Genomic DNA, 21,836 nt, shown 5'->3' with positions numbered 1-21,836 from the left:
GAGATATTTACCCCTCGAAGAATACCGATGACTGCTACCGCGCCGCACGAGGCGGGCTTTTCCATCACCGTCGAACCCAGCGGGCGCCACTTCGTGGTCCACGGCGACGAAACCATCCTGGCGGCCGGCATCCGCCAGGGCATCGGCCTCCCCTACGGCTGCAAGGACGGCGCCTGCGGCTCCTGCAAGTGCCGCAAGCTCTCCGGCGAGGTCACGCTTGGCCCGCACCAGAGCAAGGCCCTGAGCGCCGAGGAACAGCTCGCCGGCTTCGTGCTGACCTGCTGCGCCCACGCCACGAGCGACGTGGTGCTCGAGTCGCGCCAGGTCACCGAGGCCGGCGCCATGCCGATCCGCAAGATGCCGGTGCGCGTGCAGGGCCTCACGCGGCTGTCGCACGACGTGATGATGGTGCGCCTGCAGCTGCCGGCCGGCGAACCGCTGCAGTTCCATGCGGGCCAGTACGTGGAGTTCATCCTGCGCGACGGCGCCCGCCGCAGCTACTCGATGGCCAACGCGCCGCACACGCTGGGCGAGCCCGGCACGGGCATCGAGCTGCACCTGCGGCACCTGCCCGGCGGCAAGTTCACCGACCATGTGTTCGGCACGATGAAAGAGAAGGAAATCCTGCGCATCGAAGGCCCTTTCGGCAGCTTCTTCCTGCGCGAGGACTCCGACAAGCCGATGGTGCTGCTGGCCTCCGGCACGGGCTTCGCGCCGATCAAGGCGCTGCTGGAGCACATGAAGCACAAGGCCATCGAGCGGCCCGCCACGCTCTACTGGGGCGGCCGCCGCCCCGAAGACCTGTACATGGACGCATGGCTGCGCGAGCAGATGGCGCAGATGCCCCACCTGCGCTACGTGCCCGTCGTGTCCAACGCCACGCCCGACGACAACTGGACCGGGCGTACCGGATTCGTCCACCAGGCCGTGCTGCAAGACTTTGCCGACCTCTCGGGCCACCAGGTGTACGCCTGCGGCGCGCCCATCGTGGTCGACTCGGCCAAGCGCGACTACGTGGCGCTGGCCGGCCTGCCCGAAGAAGAGTTCTTCGCCGACGCGTTCACCACGGAGGCCGACAAGGCCCTGCCCTGACGCTCCTGATTCCCTTGATTCCCCTGGTTCCCCTGATTTCCCTGAGAAAAACCCGCAAAACAATGAAGACGAGACACTTCCTCCTCACGCTGCTCGCCAGCGCCACCGCCCTGATGGGCACCGGCCAGGCCATGGCCCAGCAACAGCGCCCCATTCGCCTCGTGGTTCCGTACGCGGCCGGCGGCCCCATCGACAACACGGCGCGCATCCTGGCCGAACGCGTGAAGGACACGCTGGGCCCGGTCATCATCGACAACAAGCCCGGCGCGGGCGGCAACATCGGTGCCGACATCGTGGCCAAGGCGCCGGCCGACGGCCTCACCATCGGCATTGCGGCCACCGCCACCAACGCGGTGAACCCCTGGCTCTACAACAAGATTCCGTTCAACGCCGCGACCGACTTCGCGCCCATCACGCAGATGGTCCGCGTGCCCAACGTGCTGGTGATGAACGCCGACACCGCCAAGCGCCTGAACATCAACACCGTGGCCGACCTGATCCGCTACGCCAAGGCCAACCCCGCCAAGCTCAACTACGGCAGCGGCGGCAACGGCAGCGCCGGGCACCTGGCGGGCGAGCTGTTCAAGAAGGAAGCGGGCATCTTCGCGCTGCACATCCCGTACAACGGCGGCAGCCCGGCGCAGCTGGCGCTGATCTCGGGGCAGGTCGACTTCAACTTCGACAACCTCGCCACCGCCGCGCCCAACATCCGCTCGGGCAAGCTCAAGGCCATTGCCGTGACCACGCTGCAGCGCAGCAACTCGCTGCCCGAGGTGCCGCCCATCGCGGACACGCTCAAGGGCTTTTCCATCGACACGTGGTGGGGGCTGGTCGCGCCGGCCGGCACGCCGCACGACGTGGTCGTGAAACTGAACCAGGCCTTCGTCGCGGCGCTGAACGCGCCGGAAACCAAGACCCGCTTCGCCGGCCTGCTGGCCGAGCCGGTGGCCAGCTCGCCGGAGCAGTTCGGCGCGTTCATGAAGAGCGAGCTCTCGAAGTACGAAGCGGTCGTGAAGGCGACCGGCGCAAAGGTCGACTGACCTCCAGCTCGTCGCGCACCTGGCCGCCCGTTCGGGCGGCAATACCAGCGGCCCGGCGATGCCGGTTCCGCGGTATGTCTGGGTGAGACTTCGGCGGGATATGCGCCGAGGTCAATCGCCGGGATTAATCGCCGAACTTATTCGCCGAGGTACGCGGCCCGCACACGCGGGTCGCTCAACAGCGCCTTGGCTTCACCATTCATCGTGATGAGCCCCGACTCCATCACATAGCCCCGGTCGGCCAGCTGCAGCGCGCGGTTGGCGTTCTGCTCCACCAGCAGGATGGTCACGCCCTGCGAGGCCACGGTCTGCACCACCTCGAAGATCTTGTCGCACATGATGGGCGACAGGCCCATGGTGGGCTCGTCCAGCAGCAGCACCTTGGGGCGCGCCATCAGCGCGCGGCCCATGGCCAGCATCTGCTGCTCGCCGCCCGACATCGTGCCTGCCAGCTGGTCCTTGCGCTCGCGCAGGCGCGGGAAGGTCACGAACACACGCTCCATGTCGCTGGCGATCTCGGCCTTGTCCTTGCGGATGTAGGCGCCGATCTGCAGGTTCTCGGTGATGGTCATGCGCGTAAACACGCCGCGGCCTTCCGGCACCATCACCAGCCCTTCGCCCACCAGGTCCCAGGCGCCGCGGCCCTTGATGCTGCGGCCCAGGAACTCGATGTGGCCCGCGCCCGCGGGCAGCGTGCCGGTGATCGCCTTCATGGTGGTGGTCTTGCCGGCGCCGTTGGAGCCGATGAGCGAGACCAGCTCGCCCTCGCGCACCTCGAAGTCCACGCCCTTCACGGCCTGGATGCCGCCGTAGCCCACCTTCAGGCCGCTGACCTTCAACAGCGTCTTGCCGGCCGCCTTGGCTTGCGCGGCATTCGACACGGTTTCTTGTTCGCTCATGGTTGCTGCGCTCATTTCAGTGGCCTCCGGTGCCGAGGTAGGCCTCGATCACCTTCTCGTTCTTCTGCACGTCCACCGGTGTTCCCTCGGCAATCTGCTTGCCGTAGTCCAGCACGGTGACGCGGTCGCACAGGCCCATGATGAGCTTGACGTCGTGTTCGATGATCAGGATGGTGCGGTTGTCCCGCCGGATGCGGTCGATGAGTTCGCGCAGCGCCACCTTCTCGGTGGAGTTCATGCCGGCGGCCGGTTCGTCCAGCGCGATGAGCTGCGGGTCGGTGGCCAGGGCACGCGCGATTTCGAGGCGGCGCTGGTCGCCGTAGCTCAGCGTGCGTGCCTTGTAGTCGGCGAACTTGCCGATGCCCACGTAGTCGAGCAGTTCGTGCGCGCGATCGGCAATGGCTTTTTCTTCGGCCTTGAAGCTGCGGGTGCGCAGCATGGCGCCGAACACGCCCGAATTCGTGCGGATGTGGCGCCCGACCATCACGTTCTCCAGCGCCGTCATTTCGGCGAACAGGCGAATGTTCTGGAAGGTGCGCGCGATGCCGGCCTTGGCCACTTCGTGCACGGCCGTCGGCTGGTAAGGCTTGCCCGCGAGTTCGAAGCTGCCGCTGTCGGGCGTGTACAGCCCGGTGATCACGTTGAAGAACGTGGTCTTGCCCGCGCCGTTGGGGCCGATCAGGCCGTAGACCTGGCCGCGCTTGATGGTGATGCCCACGTCCGAGAGCGCCTGCAAGCCGCCGAAGCGCTTGGAGATGCCGCGAACGTCGAGGATGGTGTCGGTGTTTGTCGTCATGTCTGTGTCTCCTCGGCTCACGGATTGATCGACATGGGACGCTCGGCACCGCCGGGCAACTGGTCGGCGGGCGTATCGATGCCCGGCGCATGCGTCTGCAACGAACCCGGGGCCACGGCCGCGTGGGCCGGGTCGACGGGCACGCCGCCCTTCTTGGTCAGCGTCTTGCCGTGCTCGGGCGAGGGCCACAGGCCGCGCGGGCGCACCAGCATGATGACGATCATGGCCAGCGCGATGAACAGCTGGCGCAGGATGGAAGCGTCGAGGCGGCCGCCGGTGAGCGACTGCAGCGGACCGGCCACGTAGCGCAGCACCTCGGGCAGCGCCGCCAGCAGCACGGCACCGAGGATGACGCCAGGCAGGTGGCCGATGCCGCCGAGCACGACCATCGCGACGATCATCACCGACTCCATCAGGCTGAAGGACTCGGGCGACACGAAGCCCTGGAAGGCCGCGAACATCGCGCCCGACACGCCACCGAAGCTCGCGCCCATGCCGAAAGCCAGCAGCTTCATGTTGCGGGTGTTGATGCCCATGGCCTTGGCGGCGATCTCGTCTTCGCGGATGGCCATCCAGGCGCGGCCGATGCGCGAGACCTGCAGGCGGTGCGAGATGATCACCGTGGCGATCACCAGCGCCAGGAACAGGTAGTAGTACAGCGACACCGAGGAGATGGTGAAGCCGTCGAACTTCCATGCCTTGCCCAGGTCGAGGCCCCAGAACTTGATGGAATCGATGGCCGTGATGCCCTTCGGACCGTTGGTGATGTTCACCGGCTGGTCGAGGTTGTTCAGGAACACGCGGATGATTTCACCGAAGCCCAGCGTCACGATGGCGAGGTAGTCGCCGCGCAGCTTCAGCGTGGGCGCGCCCAGCAGCACGCCAAGGCAACCCGCGACAACGAGAGCGAGAGGAATCACGATCAGCAGCGAGGTGTGCATGCCGTTCGGGAACATGGCCTTGAACCACGGGAAGGTCTCGGTCAGGTGCGAGGAGCCCATCAGCGCGAAGAGGTACGCCCCCACCGCGAAGAAGGCCACGTAGCCCAGGTCGAGCAGGCCGGCATAGCCGACCACGATGTTCAGGCCCAGTGCCAGCAGCACGTAGAGCAGTGCGATGTCGGCGATGCGCACCCATGCGTTGCCCTGCATCTGCAGCAGCAGGGGCAGCGCGAGCACGGCGATGATGCCGACGATGTAGAGCGCGAGGTTCTTGCTGTTCTTCATGGTTGCTGCTCCTTACGCACGGTCCGCCACGCGTTCGCCGAGCAGGCCCGACGGTCGCAGGGTGAGCATGACGATCAGCACGATGAACGCGAAGATGTCGCTGTAGTTGCTGCCCAGCACACCGCCCGTAAGGGTGCCGATGTAGCCCGAGCCGATGGCTTCGATGAGCCCCAGCAGGATGCCGCCGACCACCGCGCCCGCCAGGTTGCCGATGCCGCCGAACACCGCCGCGGTGAAGGCCTTCAGGCCGGGCAGGAAGCCCATCGCGTGTTGCGCGATGCCGTAGTTGGACGCGTACATCACGCCGGCAATGGCCGCGAGCACGGCGCCGATGATGAAGGTGGCCGAGATGACCATGTCGGGCCGAATGCCCATGAGGGCGGCCACGCGCGGGTTCTCCGCGGTGGCGCGCATCGCGCGGCCGAGCTTGGTGTAGTTGACCAGCCACATCAGCACCACCAGCGAGAACGCGGTAACGCTCAGGATCATGACCTGCGTGGGAGAGATCACTGCGCCGGCCACGTGGATGGGGTCGGTGGGCAGCAGGTTGGGGTAGGCCTTGTTGGTCGGCTTCCAGATGATCATGGCCAGCGTCTGCAGCAGGATCGACATGCCGATGGCGGTGATCAGCGGAGCGAGCTTGGGGCTGTTGCGCAGCGGCCGGTAGGCCACCTTCTCGATCACGAAATTGAGGGTTGCCGCGACGATGCAGGCAATGACCAGGGAAATGAGGAGGATCAACCAGCCGGGCGTTCCGGGCATCGATTCCTGCATCAGCCCGATGATGGTCCAGCTCGTCAGAGCCCCCACCATCAATACCTCTCCGTGCGCAAAGTTGATCAGATTGATGATGCCGTACACCATGGTGTAGCCCAAGGCTATCAAGGCGTACATGCTGCCGAGTACCAGACCGTTGATGATCTGCTGCAGCAAAATGTCCATATCGCGTTTCCCTATGTGTTGCACCGTTTGCGGGGTGCCATTCACCCACCGAGGCACCGGTTTGGCGCCCTTGGCATGACAAGCAAAAAACCAGCCAACATGTGTCGCCGGCGGATTTGTGGGCGGGATTGTAAGCACGCACCAGCGCCGAATTGGTGCGTGTTGACCGGGGTTTACCCGCTCACCTCATGCTGTATGCGCGTGGGGTCATGCACGCTTTGCGGGCATGTTGCAAGACCGTATCAGTCGTTGCCTTCAGCGTTCAGGCGGCGCAGTTCGCGCAGCTTTTCGCCGATGCGGATTTCGAGTCCGCGGTCCACCGGTTCGTAGAAAACCTGGCCTTCCAGCCCGTCGGGAAGGTAACGTTCGCCGGCGGCAAAACCGCCCTCTTCGTCATGCGCGTAGCGGTAGCCCTTGCCGTAGTCGAGCTCCTTCATGAGCTTGGTCGGCGCATTGCGCAGATGCATGGGCACGGGGCGCGTGCTGTCTTTCTTGATCAGGGCACGCACCGCGTTGTAGGCCTTGTAGACCGCGTTCGACTTGGGCGCGATCGCCAGGTACACCACGCACTCGGCCAGCGCCAACTCCCCTTCCGGGGTACCCAGCCGTTCGTAGACCTCGGCCGCGTCCAGCGCCAGGCGCAGCGCGCGCGGGTCGGCCAGGCCGATGTCCTCGCTGGCCATGCGCACCAGGCGGCGCGCCATGTAGCGCGGGTCGGCACCGCCATCGAGCATGCGCACGAACCAGTAGAGGGCCGCGTCGGGGTCGCTGCCGCGCACCGACTTGTGCAGCGCGCTGATGGTGTCGTAGAACTGCTCGCCGCCCTTGTCGTAGCGGCGCATGCGCTCGCCGAGCACACGCAGCAGCCACTCGTCGGTGATGTCGGCCAGCTTCTCGGCGCGCGCGGCGACGGCGAGCGTCTCCAGCGTGTTGAGCAGGCGGCGCGCATCGCCGTCGGCGTAGGCGACCAGGCGGTTGACCGCGACGGCCTCGATGCCCGGCACGGCCTGGATGGCCTGGGCGCGCGCCACGATCTGCTTGAGGTCTTCCTCGTTGAGCGACTGCAGCACGTACACGGCGGCCCGCGAGAGCAACGCGGAGTTGACTTCGAACGAAGGGTTCTCGGTGGTCGCGCCGATGAAGGTGAAGAGCCCCGACTCCACATGCGGCAGGAAGGCGTCCTGCTGGCTCTTGTTGAAGCGGTGCACCTCGTCGACGAAGACGATGGTGCGCCGCTGCTCGAGCCCGTCACGTGCCGAAGTGGCTCGGTCGACCGCTTCGCGGATGTCCTTCACGCCCCCGAGCACCGCGCTGATGCTGAGGAACTGCGCATCGAACGAATCGGCCATGAGCCGCGCGATGGTCGTCTTGCCGGTGCCCGGCGGCCCCCACAGGATGCAGGAATGCGGCTGGCCCGATTCGAAGGCGATGCGCAGCGGCATGCCCGGGCCGAGCAGGTGCTGCTGGCCGATCACTTCGCTGAGCGTCTTGGGACGCAGGCGTTCGGCAAGGGGTTGGTGGGCGGTGGTGGCCAAGCGGGTGGGCGGTGGGTGTGCTTGCTTCGCTTACTGCTTGACGACGTCGGCGCCGGCCGGTGCCTTGAAGTCGAACACGCTCGCGGGCAACGACGGGTTCACTTCCACCTTGCTGAACTTGAGCACCGAACGCTGGCCGAAGCTGTCGAGAATCTCGAGCGCCGCCAGTGCGTCGCCCTGGAAGCCGACCTGCACGCTCTGCAGCTGGCCGTCCTTGTTCTTCGGCGTGGCCTTGACCCACTGCAGGCCGTCGCGCTCGGGCGCAGCATCTAGGGTGAAGTCGGCCTGCAGGGCGCGCAGGTCGGGGGCAGCGGCAATCAGTGCCGCGGGCGTGGAGCCCAGGGCCTGCGCCTGCGCGCGCTGCGTGACCTGGTTCAGGTCGGCGTCGTACAGCCACAGCGTCTTGCCGTCGGCCACGATGCTCTGTGCGAAAGGCTTCTGGTAGTCGAACTTGAACTTGCCCGGGCGCTGGAATTCGAAGGTGCCGGTCGAAGTCTTCGTGCGGCCCGGCTGCCCCTCGCGCGGCGGGGCCGTCACGATCTGGGTGAAGTCGGCGCGGCCGGACTTCACGGTCTTGACGAAGGTTTCGAGGCTTTCAAGCCCGCCGGCCCACGCGTTGGCGGAACACAGGAGGCCGATCAATAGCCAATGACGCAATTTCAATTTGGATTCCTCGCGATTCTTTGCAACGCTGCAATAGCTTTGCCGCTTTAACGTGGCAATTGGCTTCGACCTTAACCGCCGCGAATTGCGGCGGGTGTAGGTCTGGATGAAGATTTGCAATGCTGCATGACGCTTTTGCAAATTGCCTGTCGGCAGGTAACCGGATTACGGATATCGCCGGGGCCACCACAGGGCAAACTTCTGGCGAACCTGGGCGAATTATTCCGCTGCGCGCGCCGGCACCAGGATTTCGCGCTGCCCGCTGCCGCTCATGGCACTGACCAGGCCGGCCTTTTCCATGTCCTCGACCAGGCGCGCAGCGCGGTTGTAGCCGATCTTCAGGTGACGCTGCACCAGCGAGATGCTGGCCTTGCGGTTCTTCAGCACGACCTCGACCGCCTGGTCGTACATCGGGTCCTTCTCGGCGTCGCCGCCGCCCAGCAGGTCGCCGTCACCGTCGCCATCGACCGTGCCGCCTTCGAGCACGCCCTCGATGTAGTCGGGCTCGCCCTGGCTCTTCAGGTAGGCCACCACGCGGTGCACCTCCTCGTCGCTCACGAAGGCGCCATGCACGCGAATTGGAAGGCCGGTGCCGCTGGGCATGTAGAGCATGTCGCCCATGCCCAGCAGCGCTTCGGCGCCCATCTGGTCGAGGATGGTGCGGCTGTCGATCTTGCTGGACACCTGGAACGCGATGCGCGTCGGAATGTTCGCCTTGATCAGGCCGGTGATCACGTCGACGCTGGGCCGCTGCGTGGCAAGAATCAGGTGGATGCCGGCCGCGCGCGCCTTCTGCGCGAGGCGCGCGATGAGCTCTTCGATCTTCTTGCCGACGACCATCATCAGGTCGGCCAGCTCGTCGATGACCACCACGATGTGCGGCTCGCGCTTCAGCGGCTCGGGGTCGTCCGGCGTGAGGCTGAAGGGGTTGTAGATGAACTCCTCGCGCGCCTTGGCCTCGTCGATCTTGGTGTTGTAGCCGGCCAGGTTGCGCACGCCGAGCTTGCTCATGAGCTTGTAGCGGCGCTCCATCTCGGCCACGCACCAGTTCAGGCCGTGCGCGGCCTGGCGCATGTCGGTGACCACGGGCGCCAGCAGGTGCGGAATGCCTTCGTAGACCGACATTTCGAGCATCTTCGGGTCGATCATCAGCAGGCGAACATCGCGTGCCTCGGCCTTGTAGAGCAGCGACAGGATCATCGCGTTGATGCCCACCGACTTGCCCGAGCCGGTGGTACCGGCGACGAGAACGTGTGGCATCTTCGCGAGGTCGGCCACCACGGGGTTGCCGATGATGTCCTTGCCGAGGCCCATGGTGAGCATCGACTTGCCTTCGTTGTAGATCTGCGAGCCCAGGATCTCGCTGAGCTTGATCGACTGGCGCTTGGCGTTCGGAAGCTCGAGCGCCATGTAGTTCTTGCCCGGAATGGTCTCGACCACGCGGATCGACACCAGCGAGAGCGAACGCGCCAGGTCCTTGGCGAGGCCCAGGATCTGCGAGCCCTTGACGCCGGTGGCGGGCTCGATTTCGTAACGCGTAATGACGGGGCCGGGCGACGCGAGCACCACGCGCACCTCGACGCCGAAGTCCTTGAGCTTCTTCTCGATCATGCGCGAGGTCATCTCGAGCGTGTCGGAAGACACCGTTTCCTGGCGCACCTGCGCGGCGTCGAGCAGGTCGACCTGCGGCAGCTTGCTGTCGGGCAGTTCCTTGAAAAGCGGCTTCTGGCGCTCCTTGACGACGCGGTCGCTGCGGGGCACCTCGGTCATCGCGGGTTCGATCTGCACCGGCGGCGACACCGGGCGGCGCTTGGGCGCCGGATCGATGCGGATGTCGTCCTCGTCGTCGCTGTCGAAGCTCGGCTCCTGCGGGCCCGGCTCGCCGAACGCGGCCTCCTTGGCGGGGCGTGCTTTCTTGGGCCGCGGCGCCGGAACGGGCTCTTCGTCACCGGCGCGCTCGCGGGCGGCCTGCTTGCCCATGGCGATGTCGGCGGCCATCTCGCGTTTTTCGCGGCGCGACTCGAACAGCGAGTAGGCGCGTGCACCGATGCGCTCGGCAATCAGGCTCCACGAAAAGCGGAACACCAGCGCCGAGCCGATCACGCCGCCGGCAATGGCCATCAGTGCAGAACCGGTGAAGCCCATCCAGCGCACGCTGGCCGGGCCGACGAGGTAGCCCAGCGCGCCACCGCCGGAGCCCGGAAGGTGCGCCTCGAGGCGGTACAGGCGCGACCATTCCAGCACGGTGCTTGCGCACAGCAGCAGAACCAAGCCGAACCAGAATGCGAGGCGGCTGCGATTGAAGCGCCCGCGTGGGGGTTGCTCGACCGCGGGTGCGGGCTCGCCGCCACGCAGCCAGCCGGCCAGCGACGAAAGCCAGGCGCGCAGCCCGGCCGCCAGGCACCACCACACGGAATAACCAGCAAGAAAGTAGCTGCCATCGGCCAGCCAGGCGCCGATGCGGCCGCCCCAGTTCTTGATGTCGCCTCCGGTGCCCGATGTGGACCAGGCCGCGTCGGAGGGCGTGAAGCTCAGCATGGCGAGCAACCAGAACAACAGCGCTGCGAATCCTGCGATCAGCGTGATTTCATGGGCGAAACGCATGGCGCGCGCGCGCACGGGTTGGCCCTCGGCAGCAGAAGAAGATTGAAGCGTATTGAGCGAATAGGTCATGAAAAACACGGCAACCGGCCCAGGAAAAACGGGGGCCGGCGGCACGAACACTACAACAAAAGGCCGGGGCCGCCTGCGGCGGGAGCTCCGGCCCGCGGGCTCAGGCCAGGGACAGGAGCCGTTCCTTGACGATCATCGACCCGTCTTCCAGGGTCTGCACGAAGCCGCGCTCCTCGAGGTCCTTCATGACGCGGCTCACCATTTCGCGCGAAGCGCCCACCATCTTGGCCAGGTCCTGGCGGGAAATCTTGTCGCGCACCTTCAGGTTGCCAGCGCCGTCTTCGATGGCGAATTCGAGCAGCGAGCGGGCCACGCGACCATACACGTCCATCAGCGCCAGCGACTCGATCTTGCGGTCGGCATGGCGCAGGCGCTGAACCAGGCCGCGCATGATGTTGTAGGCCATGGAGGAGTTCTCGGGCAGGCAACGCGCGAAGGCGTCGCGGCCCAGCATGAGCACATCGCACTGGATTTCGGTGCGCACGGTGGCCGAATGCGGCTCGTCGTCGATCAGACTCATTTCGCCCAGGTAGTCACCGGGATGCAGCGTGGCCAGGATGACCTCGCGTCCGCGGCTGTCGGCGCTGGTGACGCGTGCGCGTCCGGTCAGGATGATGTAGAGCGCGTCGGATTTCTTGCCCTGCTCCACAACGACTTCCCCCCGCTTGAAGCGCTTCTTGATGATCGCATCCGCGATGCTGGCGGACTGCGTGGCCGTCAGCGACGCGAACAGCGGAACGCGCCGAAGCAATTCGAGGTTGGACAGCATCGACATTTATCAATCCCTGAGACAGCGCGCGGAGCAGCCCGAAAGACGAGTCCATGGATTACTACAATCGCGCGCATTGAAAACACCGTTTACCCGGTGTTGAACCGGGCAGTGATACTCCATATATATCGCTACCACCCTGAAAATGTACACGCTGACGCAGCGTCCATCCTAGGTTTTCTACTCATGTCCGCACCCCAACACGCCAAGGTTTTGATTCTCGGCTCCGGCCCCGCCGGCTATACCGCCGCGGTCTATGCAGCCCGTGCAAACCTCAAGCCCCTGCTCATCACCGGCATCGCCCAAGGCGGCCAGTTGATGACCACCACCGAGGTCGACAACTGGCCCGCCGACGTCCACGGCGTGCAGGGCCCCGACCTGATGCAACGCTTTCTGGAACACGCCGAGCGCTTCAATACGCAGATCGTGTTCGACCACATCAACAAGGTCGACCTGGGCAAGCGCCCCTTCACCCTCACCGGCGACAGCGGCACCTACACCTGCGACTCGCTGATCATCGCGACGGGCGCATCGGCCAAGTACCTGGGCCTCGACTCGGAAGAGAAGTTCATGGGCCGCGGCGTTTCCGCCTGCGCCACCTGCGACGGCTTCTTCTACCGTGAGCAGGAAGTCTGCGTGATCGGCGGCGGCAACACAGCCGTCGAAGAAGCGCTGTACCTCGCCAACATCGCCAACAAGGTCACGCTGGTGCACCGCCGCGACAAGTTCCGCGCCGAGCCCATCCTGATCGACAAGGTGATGGAGAAAGTGGCCGAAGGCAAGATCGTGCTGAAGCTGCACAACGAACTCGACCAGGTGCTGGGCGACGACACCGGCGTGACGGGCATCCGCATCAAGAACACGCAGACCGGCGCCACCGAGCAGATCGACCTCAAGGGCTGCTTCATCGCCATCGGGCACCACCCGAACACCGACATCTTCCAGGGCCAGGTGGAGATGAAGGACAACTACATCCTGACGCGCTCCGGCCTGCAGGGCTTTGCGACGATGACCAGCATTCCGGGCGTTTTCGCCGCCGGCGACGTGCAGGACAACGTGTACCGCCAGGCCATCACCAGCGCCGGCACGGGCTGCATGGCCGCCCTGGACGCCCAGCGCTTCCTGGAGCAAGACGGCACGCTCTGACCCAGCGGCGCCCGAAAGGGCTATAATCCGAGGCTTTGCCGAAATAGGGCCACCCTTCAACGAGGGGCAGGGTCACGGCAAAGTCGGGGTACCGCCACCCGTTTCTGGCGAGGTCAAGCTGCAAAACACCCTGCGACTTTCCGGTTGCGAGCGGTGCCAGCTGTTCAAGAAAGAGTGTCCTCATGGCACGCGTATGCGACGTAACGGGCAAAGGCCCGATGGTCGGAAACAACGTTTCCCACGCCAACAACAAAACCAAGCGCCGGTTCCTGCCGAACCTGCAATACCGCCGTTTCTGGGTCGAAACTGAAAACCGCTGGGTTCGCCTGCGTGTTTCGAGCGCTGCCCTGCGCCTGATCGACAAGAACGGTATCGACGCCGTGCTCGCAGACCTGCGTGCACGCGGCCAAGCTTAAGGAGCTGAATCATGGCAACGAGCAAAGGCGGACGCGAAAAGATCAAGCTGGAATCCACCGCGGGTACCGGCCATTTCTACACGACGAGCAAGAACAAGAAGACGATGCCTGAAAAGATGTCGATCATGAAGTTCGACCCCAAGGCACGCAAGCACGTCGAATACAAGGAAATCAAGCTGAAGTAATTCAGTTCTGGTTTTCCCAAACAAGAAACCCGCTGCTCACCCAGCGGGTTTTTTGTTGTCTGCAGTTTTCCATCACGCCCTCCTGCACCCCGCGGAAATGGCTGAGGGAAGGAAATGGGAAATGACAGGCACAAAAAAGCCGACCCTCAGGCCGGCTTTTTGATGAGCAAAACTTTCTCGTCAGGCGCGTGCTGCACGCAAGCGGGTCGAGAAGTCGCGCAGGCCAGCAATGCCGCTGGCTTCCGCGCGATGGCACCAAGCCGCCAGATCGGCCGCCAATTGCTCGCGGGACTGCGAGGTGTTCAGCCAGAGCTGGCGCAGCTCTTCGCGCATCGTCACCATCTTGTCGAGCACCGGGTGGGCAGCGCGCGCTTGCACGACGTGCGTACGGGCCGAGGCCGGCACTTTGTCGTCGTCACGGTGAAGCCAACGCTTCGCAGCCTTGAGCACCGACAGGTCGGCACCCTTCGTCTTCAGCGCTTCCAGTTCCAGGCTGGTGGCATGGCGCATTTCGCGCGCATAGCCAGCCATGACTTCATAACGGTTGGCGATGACGGCCTCGAGCGTCTTCTCGTTAGCCACGGGCTGGATGTCGCCCATCTGCATCTTCGGCGGCACCTTCTTGACCTTGGCCCAACCCAGCTTCTGGAACGCCTGGATGTAGACCCAGCCGATGTCGAACTCGTACTTCTTGACCGAGAACTTGGCCGAGGTCGGGTAGGTGTGGTGGTTGTTGTGCAGCTCTTCGCCGCCAATGATCAGGCCCCAGGGCATGATGTTGCGGCTGGCGTCCTGCGCCTCGAAGTTGCGGTAGCCCCAGTAGTGGCCAATGCCGTTGATGATGCCGGCGGCGGTGATGGGAATCCACAGCATCTGCACGGCCCACACGGCCATGCCGAGCGTGCCGAACAGCGCGAGGTTGATGACCAGCATCAAGCCGACGCCTTGCCAGCTGTAGCGGGTGTACAGGTTGCGTTCGATCCAGTCATCGGGCGTGCCATGACCGTAGCGCTCCATCGTTTCCTTGTTCTTCGACTCGGCGCGATAGAGCTCGGCGCCGCGCCAAAGCACTTCGTCGATGCCCTTGACCTGCGGGCTGTGCGGATCGTCGACGGTTTCGCACTTCGCGTGGTGCTTGCGGTGAATGGCGACCCATTCCTTGGTCACCATGCCGGTGCCCAGCCACAGCCAGAAGCGGAAGAAATGCGACGGGATCGGGCCCAGGTCCATGGCCCGGTGCGTTTGCGTCCGGTGCAGGAAGATGGTGACCGCGGCGATCGTGATGTGCGTGGTGACGAGCGTGTACAACACGACTTGCCACCAAGCGAGGTCCCACAGGCCGTGTCCGAGCCATTGGATGGCCGCGTCGAGAACGGCGGAGTCAGGAAGCAACATTGAGTCAGGTACTCCATGGCCACACGAAGGTGCAGCCTTCAGATAACCAGCGATTTTAAAGGGGCGGGCCTGACACAGACCCTTTAAACCTTCAAGAAAACCGCAGATTAACCCTCGTTTGGAGTACCGCCCCTATTTGCGGTTCCACACCGCCGCAAAGAAACCGTCCGTCGAATGGCGATGCGGCCAGAGACGCAGGTAGCGCCTGGCGCCCTCCCCGCCTGCGCAAAGCGCCTCGAAACCCTCCACTTTCAGGCCTTGCAGCAGTTCCGCGGCGTCCACAGGCACGAAATCGGGGTTGGCGGCACTGAACGCTTCGGCGATGGCCTCGTTTTCCTCTGGCAACACGCTGCACGTGGCGTAAACCAAACGCCCGCCCGATTTCACAAGCCGGGAAGCGCTTTGCAGGATGGCGGTCTGCTTGACCGTCAATTCCTCGACCGACTTGGCCGACTGGCGCCATTTCAGGTCCGGATTGCGCCGCAGCGTGCCCAGGCCCGAGCACGGCGCATCAACCAGCACGCGGTCGATCTTGCCCGCCAGGCGCTTGACCCGGTCGTCGCGCTCGTGCGCGATCGCGGCCGGATGCACGTTCGACAGCTTGCTGCGCGCCAGCCGCGGCTTGAGCGCGTCCAGCCGGTGCGCCGAGGTGTCGAAGGCGTACAGGCGACCGGTGTTGCGCATCGTCGCGCCGATGGCGAGCGTCTTGCCGCCCGCGCCGGCGCAGAAGTCGACCACCATTTCGCCGCGCTTGGCGTCCAGCAGCAGTGCCAGCAGCTGCGAGCCTTCGTCCTGCACCTCGATGGCGCCGCGAACGAAAGCGTCGAGCTTGGTCAGCGCCGGCTTGCCTTCGATACGCAAGCCCCAGGGCGAAAACGGCGTTACTTCAGATTTGATAGCAGCCTTGGCAAGCTCGGCCTTCACTTCCGCCCGCTTGTCGGTCAGCGCATTGACGCGCAGATCGAGCGGTGCAGGCTGCTGCAGGCTCTCGACCAGCGGCCAGAAGCCGTCGCCGAGCTGCGCTTTCAGCGGCGCGACCAGCCACTCGGGCAGGTTGTGGCGATGGCGCTCGAGCAGGTCGTCGGGCTTGACGGCGTCGCAGTTGTCGAGCCAGCGCTTTTCGGTGTCGTTCAGCGCGCTCTTCAGGAAATCGCGCGGGCCGTGAAAGCCCAGGATCGCCATGCGGCGCTCCTTAGAGCCGGAGCCCGAAGGCGAGAGATGGTCGAACAGCAGCTTCTTGCGAAGCACGGTGTAGACAGTTTCGGCGAGCGTCGCGCGCTCGCGCGGACCGAACTCGCGGTGGTCACGGAAAAACCGCGAAACGACCTGGTCGGCCGGGTGATCGAATTTCAGGACAAGGCCGACCAGATCGGCGGTGGCCTCCAACAGGGCTTTGGGGTGCATCCCCCGATTGTCTCAGCCAGCCGACCCCTTGGTCCCAAGGGGCGCCAAACAGGCTATGCGGCACGGGCCCAGAGTTCGCCGAAAGCCTGCCGTTCGATGTCTTCCACCGTGGGCGAATGGCCCGCCCACAGCACCAGCGCCGCCCCCGGCAGCGTCAGCGTCTGCTCCAGCTGGCGGCACATCTGCCAGCGGTCCTCGTCGTCCAGCCCTGGCAGGTCGACGAAGACGATGTAGGCGCGGCGCCACGGAAACTCGCGCAGGTTCTTGCGCACCAGCCACGCCCGCGACGCGGGCAGGCAGCGCACCAGGTCGGCCCGAAGCTCGCCCAACTCGTAGTCGCTCAGGTCGTGCCGCGAGATCTGGCTGAAAAAAGGCGTGCCGGTAATTTCTTCCCACGCGCGCGTCTCGGCCTCCTCAGCCTCCTTGAGGCGGCCGCGCCACAGCTTCAGCGCTTCTTCGTCGTGCGCGCCTGCATCGGGGTCTTCCAGCGAGGCCACGGCGCTCTTGGCGGCCCACCAGCGGCTGGCAGCGCCGGCGCCGTGCAGCCTTTCGAGCACGGCGAGGCGTCCACCCCTGTCGTTCGCGGGCAGCATCTGGGCCAGCCCGCGCAGCGCGCCCGGGTGCTCCGGCGCGATGCGCAGGGCGCTTTCATAGCGCGGGCGCACCGGCGCGGCCGGGTCGAGCCGGCGCTCCGAATCGGCCCACTCGACCATCTCGTCCGGCGTGTTGTGCTCGCCACGCGCCGCCAGCACCGAGATGCGTTCGCGAATGCGCGAGCGGTGCGCGTGGTGCTGCTTCCAGTCGGCGGCGTGGGCGCGGCGCCAGCGGTTGTCGAAGTGCTCGATCCACTTCTTGCGATCTTCCAGCAACTCGAGCGCCGAGCGCTGCGACCATTCGGGCAAGGCCGCCTTCTGGCCCAGCGCCTCGAGGCGGTCGCGCAGCACCGGGTGGGTGTCGTCCATGTCGCTCACACGGCGCATCGCCTCGCGCAGCGCCTGCCGCGCGAAGTCGTCGCCGGGGGGCGTGCGCACGCGCTTGCGCAACGCGGCGAAAGGGCCGGGCGGCTGCGGGTCGTGCTCGGCGCGCGACCAGTGCCAGGGCCAGAACTCGTTGGCATACCAGTTGCCCTTGATGGCGATCTCGGTCAGGGCCGCGGCCGCCACCGACGTGCCCAGCAGGCGCCCCGAAATACGGTCGGCCTCGTATTCGTCCTGCCGCGCCAGCGCGAAGGTCTTGGCCGCGAAGCGCGGGAAGTACCAGCGAAAGAACGCCCCCGAAAACAGCGCCATCACGCTCTCGTTGCGTTGCAGGTTGGCGTCGAGCTTGAGCCACGAGATCCGCGTGCGGTAGATCCACGCGCTGAGCTTGCCGTGGTTGCCGCGCAGGTGACCGTACTCGTGCGCCAGCACCGACAGCAGCCGGCGCCGGTCGAGCATCATCAGGAGCGGCAGGCCGATGCTCAGCGAATTGACGGCACCGCCGAACAGCCCGAAGCGCGGCACCTGGCGGATGCTGGCGTTGAATTCGTCATCCAGGTAGACGTGATGGACCTGCGGCCCCTTGATCTTCGCGCGAATGCGGTCCAGCGCCTCGAACAGCGCGGGCGCGTCGTCGCGATGGAGCTCGACGCCCTCGGGCTCCTCCAGGCGCACCCACAGCGCGCGCAGCGTGGTCCAGAGCAGGCCGCCGGCAAACAGCAGCACCCAGCCGCGCGTGAAGCTGAAGCGCTCCTCGCGGATCGACCACAGCGCCCACACAATGAGGCCCACCGCGAGCGCCAGGCAACCCAGCACCCACACATAACCGAGCGCGGCAAAGGCTGCCACGCTGCGTCGATAGCGCGCACTGTCGTCCGCACTGGCATGCTCGCTCAGTCGAACCAGGTGAACAAAATCAGCGCGATCCATCCGACTCCCGTCACATCAAGCCAAGACAGTTTTTGAAAGAAGCCCCGTTGAACGACGAAGACCTCCCTCCCCTCATCGAAACACCCCCCGGCCGCTACCGTCACTACAAAGGCGGCGAGTACGAGGTGATCGGCACCGTGCGCCACAGCGAGACGCTGGAGCCGATGACGCTGTACCGCGCCCTCTATGGCGCCCACGGACTCTGGGTCCGGCCGGCCGCCATGTTCGGCGAGACCGTCGTCATCGACGGCACCCCGCGGCAAAGATTCACCAAGATCTAGCACCCTGGGCAGGGCCCGCCCTGCGCCTAGATCACCCTCGTCGAGCCGATCAACCGCAGCGAACGTCCGTCACGCGGTTGCGCGCGTCCACGTCGAGGTTGAGCCGCCCGCCATTCAATTCGGTCGTTGCCGCTTCGTTCGGCTTCAGCACGCGCACCGTGCCGGCGCCGGCACGCACGCGGGCGGCGGCTTCCAGCTGGGGCGTCAGGGGCTGTCCGACGGCAAAACGCGCGCCGTCGGCGCTGCACTGGTAGACCGGTTCCGGCGGCGGCGCGGGGGCCGCCGCAGCGGCGGGGGCAGGCGCCGGTGCCGGAGCGGCACAGCCCACCAGCAGGAGAGCGGCACCAAAGGCGGTCAACAGCAACGATTGGGTTTTCACGTCAACACTCCCGGAAAACCCGCGAATATAAACAACTTTAACGAATGTGACTCAATGTATCTGCAAGCCATCCCGCGATGGCACGCGGATACAACAGATGCTCTTGCGCCAGCACCCGGCCGGCCAGCGTGGCGGCGGTGTCGTCGGGCAGAACGGGCACCACGGCCTGCGCCAGGATCGGCCCGTGGTCGAGTTCGGTGGTGACCTGGTGCACCGTCACTCCGGCCACCTTGCAGCCCGCCTCGATGGCCCGCTGGTGCGTGTGCAGCCCCGGAAACGCCGGCAGCAGCGAAGGATGGATGTTCACCAGCCGCCCCGCATAGCGACCCACGAAACCCGGCGTCAGGATCCGCATGAAGCCGGCCAGCACCACCAGTGCCGGGGAATGGGCGTCGACCACCCGGGCCAGTGCCTCGTCGAAGACCTCGCGGGTCGCGAAGTCCTTGTGCGGGACGACGGCGGTGTCGATGCCGTGCGCGCCGGCGATCGCCAGGCCGCCCGCGTCGGGCTTGTTGCTCACCACCGCGGCAATGCGCGCGCCGAAGCGTTCGGCCCAGCGCTCGTGCTCGGCGGCACGCACGATGGCGGCCATGTTCGAGCCGCCGCCGGAAATCAAGATCACGATGTTCTTCATGGGAGGCGGGATTATCCGTGCCCGCCTCCCATGTCGCGGCGCGGACACCGGATCGCAGCACGACCGTGCTAAAACTCCGGGTTCCGGAGACACACCGCGTCTGCGGTGAACCGATCAACACAGCGAGGCACGCATGGATTTGAGCTTCACACCCGAAGAACAGAAGTTCCGCGAAGAGGTTCGCGCCTGGGTCAAAGAAAACCTTCCCAAGGAGATTTCGCACAAGGTGCACAACGCGCTCGAACTGACGCGCGACGATCTGCAAGGCTGGGCCAAGATCCTCGGCAAGAAGGGCTGGCTGGGCTACGGCTGGCCGAAGGAATTCGGCGGCCCGGGCTGGACCGCCGTGCAGCGCCACCTGTTCGAGGAAGAAACCGCGCTGGCCGGCGCGCCGCGCATCATCCCCTTCGGCCCCGTCATGGTGGCCCCGGTGATCATGGCCTTCGGCAACGCCGAGCAGCAAAAGCGCTTCCTGCCCGGCATCGCCAGCGGCGAGGTGTGGTGGAGCCAGGGCTACAGCGAGCCGGGCTCGGGCTCCGACCTGGCCTCGGTCAAGACCAAGGCCGAACGCAAGGGCGACAAGTACATCGTCAACGGCCAGAAGACCTGGACCACGCTCGGCCAGTACGGCGACTGGATGTTCAACCTCGTGCGCACCAGCAACGAAGGCAAGCCCCAGACCGGCATCAGCTTCCTGCTGCTGGACATGAAGTCGCCCGGCGTCACCGTGCGCCCGATCAAGCTGCTCGACGGCGGCCACGAGGTGAACGAGGTGTTCTTCGACAACGTCGAAGTGCCGGCCGAGAACCTGATCGGCGAAGAAAACAAGGGCTGGACCTACGCCAAGCACCTGCTCAGCCACGAGCGCACCAACATCGCCGACGTGAACCGCGCCAAGCGCGAGCTCGAGCGCCTGAAGCGCATCGCCAAGACCGAAGGCGTCTATGAAGACGCGCGCTTCCGCGACGAGATCGCCAAGCTCGAAGTCGACGTCGTCGCGCTCGAGATGATGGTGCTGCGCGTGCTGTCGGCGGCCACCTCGGGCAAGAACTCGCTCGACGTGGCGGGCCTGCTGAAGATCCGCGGCAGCGAGATCCAGCAGCGCTACAGCGAACTGATGATGCTGGCCGGCGGCCCGTACTCGCTGCCGCTGATCCGCGAGGCCATGGAGGCCGGCTGGCAAGGCAACTTCCCGGGCGGCAACCCGGCGCTCGCGCCGCTCACGTCCACCTTCTTCAACATGCGCAAGACCACCATCTACGGCGGTTCGAACGAAGTGCAACGCAACATCGTCGCGCAGACGGTCCTGGGCTGAGGAGACACGAACATGGATTTCAATTTCACCGACGACCAGGAACAGCTGCGCGACGCCGTTCGCAAGTGGGTCGACAAGGGCTATGACTTCGAGCGCCGCCGCGGCATCGAGGCCAAGGGCGGCTTCTCGCGCGAAGCGTGGGACGAACTGGCCGAGCTCGGCCTGGGTGGCCTGTACATCGGCGAGGACGACGGCGGCCTGGGCATGGGCCCGGTGGCCGGCATGGTCGTCATGGAAGAACTGGGCCGCGGCATCGTGCTGGAGCCCTTCGCGCAGACGTTGATCGCCGGCGCCGTGCTCAGCGGCTATGCCGACGGCGGCACGAAGGAAAGCTGGCTGCCGCGCATCGCCGGCGGCCAGGCCATCGTGGTGCTGGCCTACCAGGAGCGCAAGGCGCGCTACCGCCTGGACGTGTGCGAGGCCACGGCCGTGAAGTCGGGCGACGTGTACGCGCTGACCGGCGCCAAGAGCGTGGTGCCCGTGGGCGACGAGGCCGATGCCTTCATCGTCCCCGCCAAGCTCGACGGCAAGATCGCCCTCTTCCTGGTCGAGCGCAGCGCCAGCGGCGTCGAGGCCCGCGGCTACGGCACGCAGGACGGCAGCCGCGCCGCCGAGGTGGTGTTCGACAAGGCCGACGCCACGCTGGTCACGGCCGACGGCCTGGCCGCGCTGGAATACGCGGTGGACGTGGGCATTGCCGCCACCTGCGCCGAAGCGGTCGGCGTCATGGACAAGACCGTGGCACTGACCGTCGAGTACCTGAACCAGCGCAAGCAGTTCGGCGTGGTCATCTCCAGCTTCCAGGCGCTGCGCCATCGCGTGGCCGACATGAAGATGCAGCTGGAGCTCGCACGCTCCATGAGCTACTACGCCACGCTCAAGCTCAACGCCCCGGCCGACGAGCGCCGCCAGGCGCTGGCCCGCGCCAAGTACCAGCTGGGCACGTCGATGCGCTACGTGGCCGCCAACTCGGTGCAGCTGCACGGCGGCATCGGGGTGACCGACGAATACATCGGCAGCCACTACTTCCGCAAGCTCACGCAGATGGAACTGACATTCGGCGACACGCTGCACCACCTGGGCGAAGTCTCCGCGCGCATGCAGGACACGGCCGGCGTGTTCGCCTGACATTTTTCTGC

21 protein-coding genes are annotated in these 21,836 nt (G+C 65.8%); 8 read left to right on the top strand and 13 right to left on the bottom strand.

Going from position 1 to position 21,836, the window contains the following annotated elements; genetic code table 11:
• Positions 1–27 precede the first annotated feature (27 nt).
• Together QTI51_RS02065 and QTI51_RS02060 are read left to right on the top strand one after the other, a co-directional pair.
• Positions 28–1,092, top strand: coding sequence for a CDP-6-deoxy-delta-3,4-glucoseen reductase (locus tag QTI51_RS02065; RefSeq protein ID WP_116908387.1), 1,065 nt, complete (start codon positions 28–30; stop codon positions 1,090–1,092).
• Positions 1,093–1,154: 62 nt separating this feature from the next.
• Positions 1,155–2,132, top strand: coding sequence for a Bug family tripartite tricarboxylate transporter substrate binding protein (locus tag QTI51_RS02060; protein ID WP_116908388.1), 978 nt, complete (start codon positions 1,155–1,157; stop codon positions 2,130–2,132).
• Positions 2,133–2,269: 137 nt separating this feature from the next.
• On the opposite strand, the gene QTI51_RS02055 is transcribed toward QTI51_RS02060, so the two are convergent.
• From QTI51_RS02055 to QTI51_RS02020, 8 genes are all read right to left on the bottom strand, one after another.
• Positions 2,270–3,031, bottom strand: coding sequence for an ABC transporter ATP-binding protein (locus QTI51_RS02055; protein ID WP_116908571.1), 762 nt, complete (start codon positions 3,029–3,031; stop codon positions 2,270–2,272).
• A gap of 16 nt (positions 3,032–3,047) precedes the next feature.
• Positions 3,048–3,827: an ABC transporter ATP-binding protein gene (locus QTI51_RS02050; protein ID WP_116908389.1), complete on the bottom strand. Its 780-nt coding sequence runs from the start codon at positions 3,825–3,827 to the stop codon at positions 3,048–3,050.
• A gap of 17 nt (positions 3,828–3,844) precedes the next feature.
• A complete protein-coding gene (locus QTI51_RS02045) occupies positions 3,845–5,053 on the bottom strand; it encodes a branched-chain amino acid ABC transporter permease (protein ID WP_116908390.1) in 1,209 nt (402 codons plus the stop codon).
• Positions 5,054–5,065: 12 nt separating this feature from the next.
• Positions 5,066–5,995, bottom strand: coding sequence for a branched-chain amino acid ABC transporter permease (locus QTI51_RS02040; RefSeq protein ID WP_116908391.1), 930 nt, complete (start codon positions 5,993–5,995; stop codon positions 5,066–5,068).
• A gap of 242 nt (positions 5,996–6,237) precedes the next feature.
• Positions 6,238–7,530: a replication-associated recombination protein A gene (locus QTI51_RS02035; protein WP_116908392.1), complete on the bottom strand. Its 1,293-nt coding sequence runs from the start codon at positions 7,528–7,530 to the stop codon at positions 6,238–6,240.
• Positions 7,531–7,560: 30 nt separating this feature from the next.
• Positions 7,561–8,193, bottom strand: a complete 633-nt coding sequence (lolA, locus tag QTI51_RS02030; protein WP_116908393.1) for an outer membrane lipoprotein periplasmic chaperone LolA — start codon at positions 8,191–8,193, stop codon at positions 7,561–7,563.
• A gap of 219 nt (positions 8,194–8,412) precedes the next feature.
• Positions 8,413–10,866 (bottom strand): DNA translocase FtsK, encoded by a 2,454-nt coding sequence (locus tag QTI51_RS02025; protein WP_286513036.1) that lies wholly within the window; start codon positions 10,864–10,866, stop codon positions 8,413–8,415.
• Positions 10,867–10,966: 100 nt separating this feature from the next.
• Positions 10,967–11,641: a Crp/Fnr family transcriptional regulator gene (locus tag QTI51_RS02020; RefSeq protein WP_116908394.1), complete on the bottom strand. Its 675-nt coding sequence runs from the start codon at positions 11,639–11,641 to the stop codon at positions 10,967–10,969.
• A gap of 180 nt (positions 11,642–11,821) precedes the next feature.
• Between QTI51_RS02020 and trxB the strand changes: the two genes are divergently transcribed.
• From trxB to rpmG, 3 genes are all read left to right on the top strand, one after another.
• Entirely contained in the window at positions 11,822–12,781 is a 960-nt protein-coding gene (gene trxB / locus QTI51_RS02015; protein ID WP_116908395.1) for a thioredoxin-disulfide reductase, read from the top strand.
• Between the two features lie 182 nt (positions 12,782–12,963).
• Positions 12,964–13,197: a 50S ribosomal protein L28 gene (gene rpmB, locus QTI51_RS02010; RefSeq protein WP_007830293.1), complete on the top strand. Its 234-nt coding sequence runs from the start codon at positions 12,964–12,966 to the stop codon at positions 13,195–13,197.
• A gap of 11 nt (positions 13,198–13,208) precedes the next feature.
• Positions 13,209–13,382: a 50S ribosomal protein L33 gene (rpmG, locus tag QTI51_RS02005; RefSeq protein ID WP_007830291.1), complete on the top strand. Its 174-nt coding sequence runs from the start codon at positions 13,209–13,211 to the stop codon at positions 13,380–13,382.
• Between the two features lie 180 nt (positions 13,383–13,562).
• Here rpmG and QTI51_RS02000 read toward each other — a convergent pair whose 3' ends face one another.
• The 3 genes from QTI51_RS02000 to QTI51_RS01990 all read right to left on the bottom strand — a co-directional run bounded on the left by QTI51_RS02000 (position 13,563) and on the right by QTI51_RS01990 (position 18,088).
• Positions 13,563–14,777: a DesA family fatty acid desaturase gene (locus QTI51_RS02000; protein WP_116908396.1), complete on the bottom strand. Its 1,215-nt coding sequence runs from the start codon at positions 14,775–14,777 to the stop codon at positions 13,563–13,565.
• 132 nt (positions 14,778–14,909) lie between these two features.
• Complete coding sequence (locus QTI51_RS01995) at positions 14,910–16,181, bottom strand: RsmB/NOP family class I SAM-dependent RNA methyltransferase (protein ID WP_116908397.1); 1,272 nt, start codon at positions 16,179–16,181, stop codon at positions 14,910–14,912.
• Between the two features lie 53 nt (positions 16,182–16,234).
• A complete protein-coding gene (locus QTI51_RS01990; protein ID WP_116908398.1) occupies positions 16,235–18,088 on the bottom strand; it encodes a M48 family metallopeptidase in 1,854 nt (617 codons plus the stop codon).
• Positions 18,089–18,135: 47 nt separating this feature from the next.
• On the opposite strand from QTI51_RS01990, the gene QTI51_RS01985 reads away from it, so the two are divergent.
• A complete protein-coding gene (locus QTI51_RS01985; RefSeq protein ID WP_116908399.1) occupies positions 18,136–18,369 on the top strand; it encodes a DUF1653 domain-containing protein in 234 nt (77 codons plus the stop codon).
• Between the two features lie 49 nt (positions 18,370–18,418).
• Here QTI51_RS01985 and QTI51_RS01980 read toward each other — a convergent pair whose 3' ends face one another.
• Both QTI51_RS01980 and purN read right to left on the bottom strand, forming a co-directional pair.
• Positions 18,419–18,748 (bottom strand): I78 family peptidase inhibitor, encoded by a 330-nt coding sequence (locus QTI51_RS01980; protein WP_116908400.1) that lies wholly within the window; start codon positions 18,746–18,748, stop codon positions 18,419–18,421.
• A 37-nt stretch (positions 18,749–18,785) separates the two neighbouring features.
• On the bottom strand, positions 18,786–19,382 hold the full coding sequence (gene purN / locus QTI51_RS01975) for a phosphoribosylglycinamide formyltransferase (RefSeq protein WP_116908401.1): 597 nt from the start codon (positions 19,380–19,382) through the stop codon (positions 18,786–18,788).
• A gap of 133 nt (positions 19,383–19,515) precedes the next feature.
• On the opposite strand from purN, the gene QTI51_RS01970 reads away from it, so the two are divergent.
• Complete coding sequence (locus QTI51_RS01970) at positions 19,516–20,697, top strand: acyl-CoA dehydrogenase family protein (RefSeq protein ID WP_116908402.1); 1,182 nt, start codon at positions 19,516–19,518, stop codon at positions 20,695–20,697.
• A gap of 12 nt (positions 20,698–20,709) precedes the next feature.
• On the top strand, positions 20,710–21,825 hold the full coding sequence (locus tag QTI51_RS01965) for an acyl-CoA dehydrogenase family protein (RefSeq protein ID WP_116908403.1): 1,116 nt from the start codon (positions 20,710–20,712) through the stop codon (positions 21,823–21,825).
• Positions 21,826–21,836: the final 11 nt, after the last annotated feature.

Source organism: Variovorax sp. J22G73, from assembly GCF_030317035.1.
Taxonomy (GTDB): Bacteria; Pseudomonadota; Gammaproteobacteria; order Burkholderiales; family Burkholderiaceae_C; genus Variovorax.
Note: the sequence above shows the minus strand (reverse complement) of the source record. Positions and strands in the feature narration are given on the sequence as shown.

Coding starts and splice junctions, on each gene's coding strand:
- QTI51_RS02065 (WP_116908387.1), top strand. CDS start 28: ATGACTGCTACCGCGCCGCACGAGGCGGGCTTTTCCATCACCGTCGAA.
- QTI51_RS02060 (WP_116908388.1), top strand. CDS start 1,155: ATGAAGACGAGACACTTCCTCCTCACGCTGCTCGCCAGCGCCACCGCC.
- QTI51_RS02055 (WP_116908571.1), bottom strand. CDS start 3,031: ATGAGCGAACAAGAAACCGTGTCGAATGCCGCGCAAGCCAAGGCGGCC.
- QTI51_RS02050 (WP_116908389.1), bottom strand. CDS start 3,827: ATGACGACAAACACCGACACCATCCTCGACGTTCGCGGCATCTCCAAG.
- QTI51_RS02045 (WP_116908390.1), bottom strand. CDS start 5,053: ATGAAGAACAGCAAGAACCTCGCGCTCTACATCGTCGGCATCATCGCC.
- QTI51_RS02040 (WP_116908391.1), bottom strand. CDS start 5,995: ATGGACATTTTGCTGCAGCAGATCATCAACGGTCTGGTACTCGGCAGC.
- QTI51_RS02025 (WP_286513036.1), bottom strand. CDS start 10,866: ATGACCTATTCGCTCAATACGCTTCAATCTTCTTCTGCTGCCGAGGGC.
- QTI51_RS02020 (WP_116908394.1), bottom strand. CDS start 11,641: ATGTCGATGCTGTCCAACCTCGAATTGCTTCGGCGCGTTCCGCTGTTC.
- trxB (WP_116908395.1), top strand. CDS start 11,822: ATGTCCGCACCCCAACACGCCAAGGTTTTGATTCTCGGCTCCGGCCCC.
- rpmB (WP_007830293.1), top strand. CDS start 12,964: ATGGCACGCGTATGCGACGTAACGGGCAAAGGCCCGATGGTCGGAAAC.
- rpmG (WP_007830291.1), top strand. CDS start 13,209: ATGGCAACGAGCAAAGGCGGACGCGAAAAGATCAAGCTGGAATCCACC.
- QTI51_RS02000 (WP_116908396.1), bottom strand. CDS start 14,777: ATGTTGCTTCCTGACTCCGCCGTTCTCGACGCGGCCATCCAATGGCTC.
- QTI51_RS01995 (WP_116908397.1), bottom strand. CDS start 16,181: ATGCACCCCAAAGCCCTGTTGGAGGCCACCGCCGATCTGGTCGGCCTT.
- QTI51_RS01990 (WP_116908398.1), bottom strand. CDS start 18,088: ATGGATCGCGCTGATTTTGTTCACCTGGTTCGACTGAGCGAGCATGCC.
- purN (WP_116908401.1), bottom strand. CDS start 19,382: ATGAAGAACATCGTGATCTTGATTTCCGGCGGCGGCTCGAACATGGCC.
- QTI51_RS01970 (WP_116908402.1), top strand. CDS start 19,516: ATGGATTTGAGCTTCACACCCGAAGAACAGAAGTTCCGCGAAGAGGTT.
- QTI51_RS01965 (WP_116908403.1), top strand. CDS start 20,710: ATGGATTTCAATTTCACCGACGACCAGGAACAGCTGCGCGACGCCGTT.